Raw genomic sequence first — 13,570 nt, forward strand, 5'->3', positions numbered from 1 at the left:
GTTCGCTCACTCATTACTTGACTAGCATGTTACTTCTTAACATATTGGTTGTTTTGTTCAGTTTTCAAAGATCAAAAGTTTAAGGGTTGTTTTTGACAACTTATTCATCATAACACTAGACCTAACTAAAAGTCAACTTTTTTTAAGAATAAATAAATTGCAAACAGCTTCTGTCCAATTCGACAGCTAATACATTGTATAATGTATTGAAACAAAAAGCAATAGTTTTTTTAAAAAAACTATTAAACTCTTTATCTGCATTGAGAGCAACGTTTTCAACTATAGCACATGTTAATAGACTTTGTAAACCATTTATTATAACCAAAAACATCCTTCCTAATTTAATGTAGGAAGGATGTTTTTTAGTTGAACACCAATAAATGGAGAGCTGTAAGCGAGATAAAGCCAGGAATACCTAAAAGGCCAATGATACCAGCATTATAAATATTTATTGGGACATGCAAGCCAAAAGAGGCACCAAAGATATTAAAGAAAAACAAACAAAGCACACCAATGATGATCTTTACCGAACCTCGCATTAGCCATCTTATTGGTTTTAAAGGAGCTCCAACGACTAATAACAGCACAATTAACACCATTATTCCTAAAATGACAAAAGAAGCATTCATTTTTTTATCTCCTTTCTAGCATTTTGTACATACTATGAAAGGTAATAAGAAAATAGAACAAGCCTTATCGCGCGCTAACTCCACGATGCCTCGCTTCACGCAATAAATAGAAATATTTCGCTTCCGCTATTTTTAATTCATATAATCCTATCTCACTAGGCTCTATACTTATTTCAATGATATCTTGTATTTTAGCCAACTCATTTTTAATACGAAAGATATCTTGAAGTAAACGTTTATTCACTTCTTGCCTCTTTACCTTTTTTCGCATAGACATGAAGTTCCAACTCCTTTATAGTTCTCGTCTTCCTTCTAAAGCCTTTGACAATGTTACCTCATCAGCGTATTCAAGGTCTCCACCCATTGGCAGACCATGAGCGATACGTGTAATCTTTATCCCGGATGGTTTTACTAAACGAGAAATATACATTGCTGTTGCTTCCCCTTCAATATTAGGATTCGTAGCAAGAATTAGCTCACCGACTTCTTCATCTTTCAATCTATTTAATAAAGTAGGAACATTAATATCCTCTGGCCCTATACCATCCATGGGCGAAATTGCTCCATGAAGAACATGATAACGTCCGTTGAATTCTTTCATTTTTTCCATTGCAATAACATCTTTAGGGTCTTGAACGACACAGATAACCGAACTATCTCTCATCTCATCTTGACAAATCGCACACGGATCTTGATCAGTAATATGACCACATACACTACAATGCGTTAGCTCACGTTTTGCACTAACTAGCGCCTTGCTAAAATCAAGTACGTCATCTTCTTTCATATTTAGTACAAAAAAAGCCAGTCGAACCGCTGTTTTCGGTCCAATGCCTGGCAATTTAGTAAAGCTATCAATTAGCTTTGAAATTGGTTCTGGATAATACACAACAACTACCTCCTAGAACATGCCTCCAGGTAAATTCATTCCTTTTGTGAATTTACCCATTGTTTCATTTGATTGATCGTCTACTTGCTTAAGTACATCATTTGTTGCAGCCAGTATTAAATCTTGTAACATTTCTACATCATCTGGATCTACTACTTCTTCTTGAATTTCAACATCAGTAATTTGTTTACTTCCGTTTGCTACAACTTTCACCATTCCTCCACCTGCTGTTGCTTCAAAACTCATCGCTTGCAAGTCTTCTTGTGCTTTCATCATATCTTTCTGCATTTTTTGCATTTGTTTCATCATTTTATTCATATTTCCTCCACCACGCATGGCAATTCCTCCTTGTATTGTCTACTCTTCATGTATTTCTAATAACTCATCGCCAACAAGCTTACGTGCTTCCTCTACAACAGGATCCGTTTCTTCCTCTTCATTAGAATCAGCATTTTGTTGTTGTCGTTGCCTTTGTACATACTCTTGTCTAATCTCCAACCAGTTCTTTTCTGGTATAGGAATAATCGTTACTTTCTTTCCAATAACCTCTGACAATAATAATTCTATCGTTTGTTGGTGTTCCAAAGCAAGTGAACAATGGATTTCATATTTAAATGCCAAGATTAAAGCTTCTTCTGATGCCGCACTCGGCTTACTATCTTGCACCGTTGCATGGGCTGGTGCATTTTGTTTTTTCAAAAGTTGCATGAAATTCGCCCATTGAGATTGAATGTTTTTTAAATCAGATTTTGATGCATGCTCTAGCACATACCTAATTCGTTCATATGGTACTTTAAATTGCTTTTTCGTTGCTGGTTGCCTCCGCTTTTGTGCTTGCTGTTGCGTTTGCTGTGATTCATACGCTACGTTGTTTTGTTTTAAAGCTTTTAGCTCTTGTTCTAGTTGCTCCACTTTTTGCAGTAATTGTTTCACTGACTCAGGTTCCACTGCATTACCTTCAGCATGTTGCAATGGTTCTTCTATTATTTTTAACACGGTAATTTCTAAAAATACTTTCGGGCTATTTGTCCACTTCATTTCCTGTTGACAATTATTTAAGATGCTTATTACTTTTTGAATCCACTCTACTTGTAATGTATTACATAGTTGTTGAAAACCTTCGTCCACCATTGCACGGTCTAATATATCTAATTGTGGTGCGCTTTGATACATTAATATATCTCTTAGAAAATAGATGGCATCATATACAAACCGACCAGGGTCTTTACCCGATTGAATAAATTCATCTACTATTTGTAATGCTTGTTGTGCATCGTTTTCAAATAACGCTAAAATCATCTCCATCAATTTCTTTTGTGACACAGAACCTGTTACAGCAAGTACATCTTCTGATTCTACTTGCTCATCACTATAAGAAATAGCTTGATCTAGTATACTTAATGCATCGCGCATACCACCTTCTGCCGCTAAAGCAACAGTGTGAAGCGCTTCTTTCGTTATTGAAATAGACTCTTCTTCTGTAATGGTTTCCATTCGTCCAACTATATCTCGTTGTGTAATACGTTTAAAATCAAAGCGTTGACACCGAGAAATAATTGTTAATGGTATTTTATGTGGTTCTGTCGTCGCTAAAATAAACACAACATGCTTTGGTGGTTCTTCTAAGGTTTTTAACAAAGCATTAAAAGCACCGATCGACAACATATGTACCTCATCAATAATGTAAACTTTATACGCTACACTACTTGGTGCATATTTTACCTTATCTCGAATATCACGTATTTGTTCTACTCCATTATTTGATGCAGCATCAATTTCCATTACATCAGAAATGGAACCATCTAGAATTCCTTGGCATGCATCACATGTATTACATGGTTCTGCTATTGGTGCCTGCCTGCAATTAATGGTTTGCGCAAAAATTTTTGCTGCACTTGTCTTCCCAGTCCCTCTAGGACCAGAAAACAAATAGGCATGTGAAAATTTTTCTTGTACTATTGCATTTTGAAGTGTTCGTGTGATGTGTGATTGACCAACAACATCCACAAAGTTTCGCGGACGCCAAACACGATACAATGCTTGATAGCTCATTTATACATGATCCTCTCTTAAGGAATTCCTTTTTATTATAACTGAAATAAAAGCATAATGTGAACATTCAGTTAAAAATATATTTATCGTACATTTTCAAAAGGTCAGCAAATGATAGGCAAATAAGGTAAAGGGCAGTTTCTGGGGCCAGGATATAAACTGCCTCTACATAAGAGCCGAAAAAATGAGCCAATAAAGAAGTCTGTTGCTTAGAGCATTTGGTAACCATTTGAACAAGCGCATATATAGAAAAGACCTCTCACATAATGGTAAGAGGTCTATGTATGTATAAAGATAACACCGTGCACCCGTCGTCGATGGCATAGCCCCAAGCGTTACATAAGTTCATGGCTCAGTTCAGGTTGCTCTGCGGCACACGAGAAAAACCGCTTACTGCTGCTTCCTTCCGGACCTGACAGAATTCACGGGCTCCCGTTGCGCAGGACCCGAACATCAACACCAATCCCTTATGGCAGACCTTAAAGCTATACACCTCAGACGGGGATTCCGTCTCGCTATAGCGGATTGCGAGTATAGGGCACCGCTACCTCCCCACCTAGCACGGCAAATGAGATAAAACTATCTGCGCATCTAAAGCGCATTTACAATTATAGCGATTGTCTTATCAAAATGCAAGCAATTGATCGTGTTAATTAGTACCTTTTTTAGTATCTTTTTCTACTTTGTTTTTATGTCGCAATTGTTTAAAAAAATTAGTTAACTGCGTACTACACGCTTCTTCTAATACGCCACCAGTTACACTCACCTGATGATTGAATCGCTTATCCTCTAATAAGTTCATAATTGAACCGGCACAACCAGCCTTTGGATCATACGCACCAAATACAACTCTCGGTATTCGTGATTGAACAATCGCTCCAGCACACATTTGACACGGCTCTAGTGTAACGTATAACGTACATTCCTCCAAACGCCAGCTTCCAATCTGTTCATTCGCTTTATCAATTGCCAGCATTTCAGCGTGAGAGGCGGTAGTTTGCAAGCTTTCTCTTAAGTTAAATGCTTGTGCAATTACTTCTTCTTTATGCACAATGACCGCACCTATAGGTACCTCGCCCAATTGGTTCGCTTTTATTGCTTCAGCTAAAGCTAATTCCATAAAATCTTCATCAGTCATTTTATTAATCTCCTACTATTTTTTTCTAATAATACTTGTAGACCATCTATTCATTTATTTTATTATTGTATCAAATCACAAGAACAAAAAGAACCGAACATTTTCATCTTTTCTAACGCATAGGCTAATAACGGTATGAAGAAAAGAGGAGGAATCAGTAATGCAAATTCATGTTGTAAAAAGTGGTGATTCACTTTATTCCATTGCCAATACTTACGGAACTACCTACCAAGCGATAAATGAAGCAAATGAACTTGACAATCCGAACCAATTGGTTGTTGGCCAATCACTTGTCATTCCGATTATTGGACAATTTTATTACGTTCAGCCAGGCGATAGTTTGTATAGCATTGCGCAACAGTTTAATTTAAATTATCAAGAATTAGCTACTATAAATAACATAGCTCCAAACAGTCCGCTTACTGTCGGTATGCGTTTATACATCTCCGAACAAGCAGAACCAACTATTGAATCAAATGCCTACATTGAACCAATTGGAGATACCGTGTCTAGCACTTTGGAAAATGCAGCAGAAAAAAACGCACCTTTTTTAACTTACTTAGCACCTTTTAGCTATCGTGTAGACAGAAAAGGAAACTTAATCCCACCACCATTAAATAATTTTGCTGCTATTGCTAATAAAAATAATACAGCTTTAATGCTCGTTGTTACAAATTTAGAAGAAGGTGCATTTAGCGCAGAATTAGGAAACCTTATTGTTACCGATCAAGCAGTGCAAGATACATTATTAACCAATATTATTGAAACAGCAAAAAAAGTAGGTTTTCGAGACATTCATTTTGATTTTGAATTTTTACCGGTTACCGCTAAAGAAGCCTATAATACTTTTTTACGAAAAGCGAAAGATCGTTTAGCAAAAGAGGGGTTATTAATGTCCACGGCACTAGCTCCAAAAACGAGTAGAGATCAAAAAGGGGAATGGTATGAAGCACACGATTATCAAGCACATGGTGAAATAGCTGACTTTGTTGTACTAATGACATACGAATGGGGATATAGCGGTGGACCACCTCTTGCTGTTTCACCGATAGATAAGGTAAGAGAAGTAGTGGAATACGCTTTGACAGAAATGCCCGGTAACAAAATTATGCTTGGTCAAAATTTATATGGATATGATTGGACACTGCCTTATGAGCCAGGTGGTGCGTATGCAAAAGCGATTAGTCCTCAACAAGCGATTCTTTTAGCTAGGGATAATAATGTAGCAATTGAATTCGATCCAAAAGCGCAAGCACCGTTTTTCTTCTATACCGATAAAGATGGGAAAAGACATGAAGTTTGGTTTGAAGACGCTAGATCTATTCAAGCTAAATTTGATTTAATTAAAGAATTAAATTTACGCGGAATCAGCTATTGGAAGCTAGGCTTAGCATTTCCACAAAACTGGCTGTTGTTGGAGGATAACTTTACGATTAAAAAACAAAAATAAATGGTTTCTATTAGGTTTACATTATGTATACAATCGATTTTATACACAATAAAAAGACCACCTAAACAAGGAAAGAGTAACCTTGAAATCGCCTATTTTCTTAAAACAGGAGATGTACCTACTAAACAGGTTGTTGGAAATAAATTTAATTTAAGTGTAGTGTTTACAAAAGAAGAATTACTAAAATTAAACTTTGTTAAACCAAAACTTTGGTTAAAATCTTAAATTTAATTTCATATAAATCCCTTGACAATCAATGCTTGACAAATCAAGGGCTCATAAGTCTACTTATCGATATCTAATCAGGTATTAGATTTAAATAAAATGGCTGTATGCGCTGATCGGAGGTTGGCCACCTCCTTCCACTTAATTATAGTTTGCTGCCTCTATGTTCATCCATAAATTCTTTTGCTATTTCATTGTTAGGATCTAATAAAAGAATTTTTTCAGCAATTTTATATGCTTCTTTTTCCGACACCACAGTATCAGGAACATCATGTAAAAATAGGAAGTTAGTTAGATAACCTACATCTTGTTGATCCGTTAATTCCACACAACGCTTTGCGTGATATAATGCAGCGTAGTAAGCTCCTTCAATGTGGCATAGTGGGTTAACAAGCATATCAAAAGCAATTCTGTGCAGTTCTGCTTTTTCATTCTCAACTATTAAACTCATAAGAAAGGTGTAATTGGTAATACTAGAATTTTCAAAAGCAATATCTGTTAATTTTGCATCAAGTTCTTCATAAGAAAGGTCGCTAGATACTTTCTTAGCCTTCTCTAAATTACCACTTGAAATAAATTCATTTAACTTGTTAGTCAACTTAGTTCACCCATCCATTACTAATATATATTTTTCCGTTAGACCTTTTAAAAGTTACTGTAACAGTTCTTCCACTCATCTTCAATGTTTTTTTACGAACATTTTTATATGCGCTCTCTTTACCATAACGCATTACATGCGACATTATTTTAGAGACATCCGCCCAATTGTTTCCAGTAACATTACCCCAATTATGTTTACTTGCAAGAATATGTTTTCTATTATTCACACTTAATCTACTTACAGAGCTTAGTACTTTACCATAACTTTTTGATGAAACTGCATATTGTGCTGCTTTTTTACCATACTTTTTTATTGCATATTTAATTCCATATCTCGCTACTGCTGCGATAATAACTAATGGAAGAGCAGAAGCAGACATTTCAGTTGAGTCTATATCAATAATATCTCCGGTTTTAGTATCAATAAAAGTAGCAATAAAATTATCTCCTTCTACATCATGTACAACTACATCATAATTTTCACTAATAACCTGACCGCCTTCATTAACAACCTCACCAGACACATTAATATCCTCTGTCTCTCTATCCATATCAATTTCCACAAACACTTCTGTTTCCCCTGCTATATGTTCAGTTTCAACCACAACTGCATCTTTTGTCTTCTCTACTATTTCTAACTCTAATCCGTTCTCTAGAGTTGCAGTTTCTATTGAATCTGCATCTAAAAATTCTGAGCTTTTTTCAGCACTAGCAATTTGTATACCTGAAAACATTTGTAAGATTAAAACTGCTACTAATATTTTAATTAATCCTCTTCTATTTAGCATAGGTCACCTCTTTATTTGATTTTTAATATATTTATTTGTTTTTTGTACTCGATTCCATATCTATCTTTTATAAAGTTTAGCAATTGTATTTTTTCAACCTTTTTTTTGCTGTTGATTGTAGTTTTGTATTTTACCAACCAGCTAGACAATGCTCCTGTAACATACGCCGTAGAAAAAGAGGTACCAGAATATAATGAATATCTTCCTTGTGAATTTGTCGACAAAATGTCCTTCCCGGGTGCAACGAAATCTGTATCACCTAAGGCAGAAGCATCTATCAGGTTTAAATCAGAGTCTATTGCATTAACTGATATTACATTTTCATACTGAGCTGGATAGTCCATTCCAAGCCCATAGGTATTTCCTGCAGCAGCTACAACAATAATGCCTGAATCAGTTGCTTCATTAATTATTTTTTTTAGTTCCTTGCTGTCTGATTGAAAACCAAAACTTAAATTTATAATATCGACCCCTTGTGAAATTGACCATTGAATTCCTTTAGTAAGTTGCTCTATACTTCCTTTACCATTTTCATCAAGAACTTTCACATCATAAATATCAACACTTTGATTTAAACCGATAATTCCCTTATCGTTGTCATTTGCTGTAATAATACCAGCAATTGCTGTCCCATGATTAAATACGTCGTTATTATTACGCCCATCAACTGTGCTAAACTCTTTTACTATCTTACCCTCTAAATCTTCATGGTTTTTATTAATGCCGCTATCTAATATTGCTACTTTAATATTTTTATTTTCTGTTTTTGAATTTACTCCCATCAGATCTTGGCCCCATGGTGAGACTTGTTCATTTGACCACTGAAGTTTTTCTAAGTCATTTAACCTAATGTAACAGTAAAGTATTGTCAAAACAGCAAAAATAACTAACATTACAAGACCTAAAACAAGATATTTATACTTAATCGATTAGTCCTCCTTCCTTAAGCTTATGATAATAATAAATATTATATAGATAAATTGTGAAAAAACAACATTTTTTTACAAAAATTATCCTATTTATTTAATTGTACTTATCTTCAAATATATGGAGTAATCGTATTGTTGAGAGTAAACCCTTAAAAATAATACAGTTGTTAAATCACAGAAACTATTTCGAATTTATAATAAAGTTGATTTTGAGTTAGTTAAAAATCCCTATTTGTTAAATTTGTGAATAGCCTTTTAGCTAGGGATAATAATGTAGCAATTGAATTCGATCCAAAAGCGCAAGCACCGTTTTTCTTCTATACCGATAAAGATGGGAAAAGACATGAAGTTTGGTTTGAAGACGCTAGATCTATTCAAGCTAAATTTGATTTAATTAAAGATTTAAACTTACGCGGAATCAGCTATTGGAAGCTAGGCTTAGCATTTCCACAAAACTGGCTGTTGTTGGAGGATAACTTTACAATTAAAAAACAAAAATAAATAGTGGCCAATATGAAACTCGCTCCAATCAGATTTGGAGCGAGTTTCTTTTGCTTCTATAATAATTTTAATGCCTCTCGATTAAATGCAGGGATATCGTCAGGCTTACGACTTGTTACCAATTGATTTTGGCAAACAACAACATCCTGATCTTTTACCTTTGCATCTGCATATTCCATATCCACCATAATCGATTTATAGCCTGTAGCAGTTCTTCCTTCTAAAGACTTAGCAGTAATTAATAGTTGTGGTCCATGACAAATTGCAAAGACTGGTTTTTTATCGTTCATAAACTCCTTAACAAAAGAAACAAAACGACCATCATCACGTAAAGAATCTGGTGAGAACCCTCCAGGAATAAGTAGAGCATCAAAATCTTTTGAACTTACATCATCAATCCCTTTATCTATTGTGACAACTGATTCACCTTGTTTTCCTTTCACTTGTTTACCTTTTTCCTTTTCAATTGTTATAACTGTATGTCCCTCATCTTCAAAAGCTTTAACAGGATCGGTATATTCTACATCTTCAAAATAATTTGTAATGACACATGCAATCTTACTCATTTGAATAGTCACCCCTTATTAGTATCATATAAATGAATTACCCGCCTTATTTAATACTAAAACATGAAGAGTGCTGTTACTGCTTCCCCATTTAAGGGAGGAAGCATTGCGTTTTCTTTCGACATTGAAATTGAGTCAAAAACAAGCACTATGCTGATTGGCATAATGCTTGTTTTTTTGCTAAATTAGTGGCCCCAGCAGGATTCGAACCTGCGACACATGGTTTAGGAAACCATTGCTCTATCCCCTGAGCTATGGAGCCAAGTTTCAATTTATGAAATACGCTACAATAATGATGCCTATCTATTATACAAAATCATTAAGCATTTTAAAAGTAGTTATATAAAACGAAACTTTAAAGTGAAAAGCCCTATTTGTTAAATTTATGAATAATCTTTTTGCTAGAGCAAAATGTGATAGAATATTGATTGTCTTATTATTTTTTTACACACAATTTATTGAAAAGTGTGTAATTGGAGGAGGAACAATGCAACATTTACCATTTATTTCTGTAGAGGGACCAATTGGTGTTGGCAAAACCTCTTTGTCAAAAAAAATAGCAACACATTTTGAACTACATTTATTAAAAGAAATTGTTGAAGAGAATCCTTTCTTAGGAAAGTTTTATGAAGATATTGAAGAATGGAGCTTTCAAACGGAAATGTTTTTTCTCTGTAATCGATATAAACAGCTAGAAGATATTCAAAAACACTATTTATCACATGGAAAACCTGTTGTTGCTGACTACCATATATCGAAAAATATGCTCTTTGCAAAGAGAACACTGAAAACCCCACAATTTAAAAAATACGAGCAAATTTATCATATAATCACTAATGATATGCCAAAACCAAACATGATGATTTATTTAGATGCTAGTTTAGAGACATTGGTACAGCGAATTTCAATACGTGGAAGAGATGTGGAGAAGAATATCAAACCATCCTATTTACATCAAGTACAACTAGATTATCAGGATTTCATGAAAAACTTTGAAGCCAAACATCCAGAAATACCTGTTATTCGAATTGATGGTGACAAATTAGACTTTATTAAACATCAAGATGATTTAATTCAAATTCTTCACATTATAGAACAGCAAATAAAAAGAGGAGAACCAACACAATGAACCTAAGAGAAAAATATCAAATTCCACATGATAGCGTGATAACTATTGCCGGGACCGTGGGGGTTGGAAAATCAACGATGACACACGCATTAGCTAATGCGCTTAAATTCCGTACCTCATTAGAAAAAGTAGATACGAACCCTTATTTAGATAAATTTTATGCTGATTTTGAACGTTGGAGTTTTCATTTACAGATTTACTTTTTAGCTGAACGATTTAAAGAACAAAAGCGGATCTTTGAATACGGTGGTGGTTTTATCCAAGATCGTTCCATTTATGAAGACACCGGTATATTCGCAAAAATGCATTATGAAAAAGGAACAATGACACCAACGGACTACGAAACATACCATAGTTTATTTGAATCGATGGTAATGACACCATATTTTCCGCATCCAGATTTGTTAATTTATTTAGAAGGATCATTTGAAGATGTTATTGATCGTATTAAAGAGCGCGGACGTCCAATGGAACAACAAACTCCTATTAGCTATTGGAAAGAAATGCATGAACGTTATGAAAATTGGATTAACAGCTTTAATTCATGTCCAATTTTACGGATTAATATTGCCGATTATGATGTTGTTAACGATCAACAGTCAATTGATTCTGTCCTTGAAAAAGTCGGACATTTTATCCAACAATCACGCAAATGGCAAGTAAGACAATAATATTCAAACAAATAAAGCAGGAAATTAATATCCTGTTTTATTTGTTTGATTCTCCTAATTCCTTTGATCGTTTCATAGCTTCGCATATTGCTGCTTCTATGGATTCTTCTACTTTATGATCGATTAATGCTTCTATGCCACTTTGTGTCGTACCATTAGGACTTGTAATATTTTTTCGTAATTCGGATGGCTCCTCACCTGTTTTCTGTAGCATTTCTGCTGCACCAAGAATCGTTTGATAAATTAATTCTTTTGCAATATGTTTCTCTAAGCCATTTTTTATAGCGGCTTTTTCCATTGCTTCCACTATATAATAAAAGTAGGCTGGACCACTACCAGATACAGCAGTCACCACGTGCATTTGATCTTCACTTACAATCGATACTTTTCCAACTGTTTCAAATAATTGTTTCGTTTGTTCAAGTTGATCTGTAGTAACAAATTCCCCGCTCGTCATTGCTGTTGCACCATATCCAATTGTTGCTGATGTATTTGGCATCGTACGAATTACAGGGTTGTCTTGTTGTAATTGTTTTGTAAATAAGGAAATTGGTATACCCGCCAAAATAGATATGACTAACTGTGATGGCTGTAAGAAAGGCTTAATTTCTGCCAATGCGGACTTAATATCCTTTGGTTTCATAGCAAAAATAATAGCATCCGCGTTTGCAATCGCCTGTTCAGTGGATGGTGTCGTTTTTACATGATACCTTTTTGCTAATGCTTGTAATCTTGTTTGATTTGATTTATTAGTCACCATAATTTGCGCAGGAGCTATCATTTCTGCTTTAATTATTCCTGCAATTAGTGCTTCTGCCATTGATCCCGAACCAATAAATGTAATTTCATTTAACATATCATTTCCTCCGCCTTTTTTAACATATAATACCTATGCCTGTTTTCTAAGTTTTTGTCCCAAGAAAAATAACATAATCCCTATAGGAATGAACCAATAGACATCAAAAGTAATAGTAGGTCCAAAAGATTGAATAAAATAAAAAATTAACATGAACATACCAAATGGAAGCACCCCAAACAAAACACCTGTAAACATAGATTCAAAGACTTTAGAGACTTGTTTAAAACAAGACCATCTTAAATAACGAATTATTCCATATAGTACAAGTGCAGCAACCCCTAATGACAAACAGGTATTTACTAACGCGGTACCAATATAATAAGTTTGACTTATTTCTGATTGATTAAAAACATAAAATAAAATCATTGATAACATACCTTTCAACATTCCACTTACCGCAAAAAAGTATGATACGCTCATACCGAATAACAGCAATCTTTTTTTAGAGACTGTTTTAGGGAGTTCACCTATAATTTCATCAGCATAGCTCCGTGGATCCTGCCCAAACAATTCTTCAACATTTTTACCTTTTTCTTGTAAAATCAACAAATGATCTAAAAATTCCATTAGTACTTCTTCGGTTTCTTCTTCAGATTTATCATAAGATAATCTAATATACATTAGCATATCTTCATAAATCTTTTTATTTTTCTCATTAAGCAGTTTTCGTTTTTGATTATTTTCTTTAATCATCTGATCCACTTAGTATTCCTCCTTTTGTTCTAATAGTTGGTCTACTGGACGTTTGAGATTTTCCCAATTAGAACGAAATGCTTGCAATGCAGTCTTACCTTTTTCAGTCAATTGATAGTATTTACGGTTAGGGCCACTAGGTGACTTTCTCATTTCCCCAACGATAAGTTGTTCTTTCTGTAGTCGCAATAAAATCGGATAAATTGAACCTTCACTAACATCGATTCCTTGTGTTTGTAATTTGACAGCAAGCTCATAGCCATATACCGTTTCTCTTGCGATAATAGCTAATAGACATCCCTCTAAAATCCCTTTTAATAATTGACTTCTAATTGTCATATCATCACCTACCTTGTAATACAAGTTAGTGGATAGTAAAAAATTGTTAGATCATTTAGCAGCTGATAATTTACATAATATATTACAACCACTATCTTGCAATACCATATAG

17 protein-coding genes, 1 tRNA gene, 1 other RNA gene and 1 pseudogene are annotated in these 13,570 nt (G+C 34.5%); 5 read left to right on the plus strand and 15 right to left on the minus strand.

Translation table 11 applies throughout. The features are described from left to right. Positions 1-362: 362 nt before the first annotated feature. The 7 genes from ACH6CY_RS12155 to tadA all read right to left on the minus strand — a co-directional run bounded on the left by ACH6CY_RS12155 (position 363) and on the right by tadA (position 4,708). Positions 363-629 carry a pro-sigmaK processing inhibitor BofA family protein gene (locus ACH6CY_RS12155; protein WP_374067611.1) on the minus strand — a complete coding sequence of 89 codons (267 nt, stop codon included), beginning with the start codon at positions 627-629 and terminating at the stop codon, positions 363-365. Positions 630-693: 64 nt separating this feature from the next. Further along, a complete protein-coding gene (locus tag ACH6CY_RS12160; protein ID WP_374067612.1) occupies positions 694-906 on the minus strand; it encodes a YaaL family protein in 213 nt (70 codons plus the stop codon). A gap of 15 nt (positions 907-921) precedes the next feature. Then, the gene (gene recR / locus ACH6CY_RS12165; RefSeq protein WP_374067613.1) at positions 922-1,518 is read right to left on the minus strand and encodes a recombination mediator RecR; all 597 of its coding nucleotides are present in this window, start codon (positions 1,516-1,518) and stop codon (positions 922-924) included. A gap of 12 nt (positions 1,519-1,530) precedes the next feature. Continuing rightward, positions 1,531-1,854 carry a YbaB/EbfC family nucleoid-associated protein gene (locus ACH6CY_RS12170; protein WP_374067614.1) on the minus strand — a complete coding sequence of 108 codons (324 nt, stop codon included), beginning with the start codon at positions 1,852-1,854 and terminating at the stop codon, positions 1,531-1,533. A gap of 21 nt (positions 1,855-1,875) precedes the next feature. Beyond that, positions 1,876-3,570 (minus strand): DNA polymerase III subunit gamma/tau, encoded by a 1,695-nt coding sequence (dnaX, locus tag ACH6CY_RS12175; RefSeq protein WP_374067615.1) that lies wholly within the window; start codon positions 3,568-3,570, stop codon positions 1,876-1,878. A 300-nt stretch (positions 3,571-3,870) separates the two neighbouring features. Beyond that, positions 3,871-4,135, minus strand: an RNA gene (gene ffs / locus ACH6CY_RS12180) — signal recognition particle sRNA large type. An 84-nt stretch (positions 4,136-4,219) separates the two neighbouring features. Further along, on the minus strand, positions 4,220-4,708 hold the full coding sequence (tadA, locus tag ACH6CY_RS12185) for a tRNA adenosine(34) deaminase TadA (protein WP_374067616.1): 489 nt from the start codon (positions 4,706-4,708) through the stop codon (positions 4,220-4,222). A 160-nt stretch (positions 4,709-4,868) separates the two neighbouring features. Here tadA and ACH6CY_RS12190 point away from each other — a divergent pair, with 160 nt between their 5' ends. After that, the gene (locus ACH6CY_RS12190) at positions 4,869-6,158 is read left to right on the plus strand and encodes a LysM peptidoglycan-binding domain-containing protein (protein ID WP_374067617.1); all 1,290 of its coding nucleotides are present in this window, start codon (positions 4,869-4,871) and stop codon (positions 6,156-6,158) included. Further along, entirely contained in the window at positions 6,159-6,383 is a 225-nt protein-coding gene (locus tag ACH6CY_RS12195; protein ID WP_374067618.1) for a hypothetical protein, read from the plus strand. Positions 6,384-6,528: 145 nt separating this feature from the next. On the opposite strand, the gene ACH6CY_RS12200 is transcribed toward ACH6CY_RS12195, so the two are convergent. From ACH6CY_RS12200 to ACH6CY_RS12210, 3 genes are read right to left on the minus strand one after another with little or no spacing between them, the layout of a single operon-like run. Further along, positions 6,529-6,981, minus strand: a complete 453-nt coding sequence (locus tag ACH6CY_RS12200; protein WP_374067619.1) for a hypothetical protein — start codon at positions 6,979-6,981, stop codon at positions 6,529-6,531. A gap of 1 nt (position 6,982) precedes the next feature. Next, the gene (locus tag ACH6CY_RS12205; protein WP_374067620.1) at positions 6,983-7,771 is read right to left on the minus strand and encodes an SAR2788 family putative toxin; all 789 of its coding nucleotides are present in this window, start codon (positions 7,769-7,771) and stop codon (positions 6,983-6,985) included. An 11-nt stretch (positions 7,772-7,782) separates the two neighbouring features. Beyond that, positions 7,783-8,553 carry a S8 family serine peptidase gene (locus tag ACH6CY_RS12210; RefSeq protein ID WP_374067621.1) on the minus strand — a complete coding sequence of 257 codons (771 nt, stop codon included), beginning with the start codon at positions 8,551-8,553 and terminating at the stop codon, positions 7,783-7,785. A 402-nt stretch (positions 8,554-8,955) separates the two neighbouring features. On the opposite strand from ACH6CY_RS12210, the pseudogene ACH6CY_RS12215 reads away from it, so the two are divergent. Then, positions 8,956-9,201, plus strand: a pseudogene (locus ACH6CY_RS12215) (spore gernimation protein); the annotation flags it as partial. Between the two features lie 56 nt (positions 9,202-9,257). Here ACH6CY_RS12215 and ACH6CY_RS12220 read toward each other — a convergent pair. Continuing rightward, positions 9,258-9,767: a type 1 glutamine amidotransferase domain-containing protein gene (locus tag ACH6CY_RS12220; protein ID WP_374067622.1), complete on the minus strand. Its 510-nt coding sequence runs from the start codon at positions 9,765-9,767 to the stop codon at positions 9,258-9,260. Between the two features lie 189 nt (positions 9,768-9,956). Further along, a tRNA-Arg gene (locus ACH6CY_RS12225) sits at positions 9,957-10,029 on the minus strand. 225 nt (positions 10,030-10,254) lie between these two features. On the opposite strand from ACH6CY_RS12225, the gene ACH6CY_RS12230 reads away from it, so the two are divergent. Both ACH6CY_RS12230 and ACH6CY_RS12235 read left to right on the plus strand, forming a co-directional pair. Then, complete coding sequence (locus ACH6CY_RS12230) at positions 10,255-10,896, plus strand: deoxynucleoside kinase (RefSeq protein ID WP_374067623.1); 642 nt, start codon at positions 10,255-10,257, stop codon at positions 10,894-10,896. Then, on the plus strand, positions 10,893-11,567 hold the full coding sequence (locus tag ACH6CY_RS12235) for a deoxynucleoside kinase (RefSeq protein ID WP_374067624.1): 675 nt from the start codon (positions 10,893-10,895) through the stop codon (positions 11,565-11,567). Before ACH6CY_RS12230 ends, ACH6CY_RS12235 begins: the two co-directional genes overlap by 4 nt. Before the next feature lie 37 nt (positions 11,568-11,604). Here the strand turns inward: ACH6CY_RS12235 and proC are convergent, their stop codons facing one another. Genes proC through ACH6CY_RS12250 form a run of 3 tightly spaced genes read right to left on the minus strand, consistent with a single transcriptional unit; the run spans position 11,605 to position 13,458 of the window. Further along, on the minus strand, positions 11,605-12,423 hold the full coding sequence (proC, locus tag ACH6CY_RS12240) for a pyrroline-5-carboxylate reductase (RefSeq protein ID WP_374067625.1): 819 nt from the start codon (positions 12,421-12,423) through the stop codon (positions 11,605-11,607). A gap of 33 nt (positions 12,424-12,456) precedes the next feature. Then, positions 12,457-13,119 (minus strand): DUF1129 family protein, encoded by a 663-nt coding sequence (locus ACH6CY_RS12245; protein ID WP_374067657.1) that lies wholly within the window; start codon positions 13,117-13,119, stop codon positions 12,457-12,459. A gap of 9 nt (positions 13,120-13,128) precedes the next feature. Next, positions 13,129-13,458: a PadR family transcriptional regulator gene (locus ACH6CY_RS12250; protein WP_374067626.1), complete on the minus strand. Its 330-nt coding sequence runs from the start codon at positions 13,456-13,458 to the stop codon at positions 13,129-13,131. Positions 13,459-13,570: the final 112 nt, after the last annotated feature.

This window comes from Paraliobacillus sp. JSM ZJ581, from assembly GCF_044383835.1.
In the GTDB taxonomy this organism is placed as follows: domain Bacteria; phylum Bacillota; class Bacilli; order Bacillales; family Amphibacillaceae; genus Paraliobacillus.

Excerpts from the sequence above, each read along its gene's own strand:
- ACH6CY_RS12155 (WP_374067611.1), bottom strand. The coding sequence starts at position 629 with ATGAATGCTTCTTTTGTCATTTTAGGAATAATGGTGTTAATTGTGCTG.
- ACH6CY_RS12160 (WP_374067612.1), bottom strand. The coding sequence starts at position 906 with ATGTCTATGCGAAAAAAGGTAAAGAGGCAAGAAGTGAATAAACGTTTA.
- ACH6CY_RS12170 (WP_374067614.1), bottom strand. The coding sequence starts at position 1,854 with ATGCGTGGTGGAGGAAATATGAATAAAATGATGAAACAAATGCAAAAA.
- dnaX (WP_374067615.1), bottom strand. The coding sequence starts at position 3,570 with ATGAGCTATCAAGCATTGTATCGTGTTTGGCGTCCGCGAAACTTTGTG.
- tadA (WP_374067616.1), bottom strand. The coding sequence starts at position 4,708 with ATGACTGATGAAGATTTTATGGAATTAGCTTTAGCTGAAGCAATAAAA.
- ACH6CY_RS12190 (WP_374067617.1), top strand. The coding sequence starts at position 4,869 with ATGCAAATTCATGTTGTAAAAAGTGGTGATTCACTTTATTCCATTGCC.
- ACH6CY_RS12195 (WP_374067618.1), top strand. The coding sequence starts at position 6,159 with ATGGTTTCTATTAGGTTTACATTATGTATACAATCGATTTTATACACA.
- ACH6CY_RS12205 (WP_374067620.1), bottom strand. The coding sequence starts at position 7,771 with ATGCTAAATAGAAGAGGATTAATTAAAATATTAGTAGCAGTTTTAATC.
- ACH6CY_RS12210 (WP_374067621.1), bottom strand. The coding sequence starts at position 8,553 with ATGGGAGTAAATTCAAAAACAGAAAATAAAAATATTAAAGTAGCAATA.
- ACH6CY_RS12220 (WP_374067622.1), bottom strand. The coding sequence starts at position 9,767 with ATGAGTAAGATTGCATGTGTCATTACAAATTATTTTGAAGATGTAGAA.
- ACH6CY_RS12230 (WP_374067623.1), top strand. The coding sequence starts at position 10,255 with ATGCAACATTTACCATTTATTTCTGTAGAGGGACCAATTGGTGTTGGC.
- ACH6CY_RS12235 (WP_374067624.1), top strand. The coding sequence starts at position 10,893 with ATGAACCTAAGAGAAAAATATCAAATTCCACATGATAGCGTGATAACT.
- proC (WP_374067625.1), bottom strand. The coding sequence starts at position 12,423 with ATGTTAAATGAAATTACATTTATTGGTTCGGGATCAATGGCAGAAGCA.
- ACH6CY_RS12245 (WP_374067657.1), bottom strand. The coding sequence starts at position 13,119 with ATGATTAAAGAAAATAATCAAAAACGAAAACTGCTTAATGAGAAAAAT.
- ACH6CY_RS12250 (WP_374067626.1), bottom strand. The coding sequence starts at position 13,458 with ATGACAATTAGAAGTCAATTATTAAAAGGGATTTTAGAGGGATGTCTA.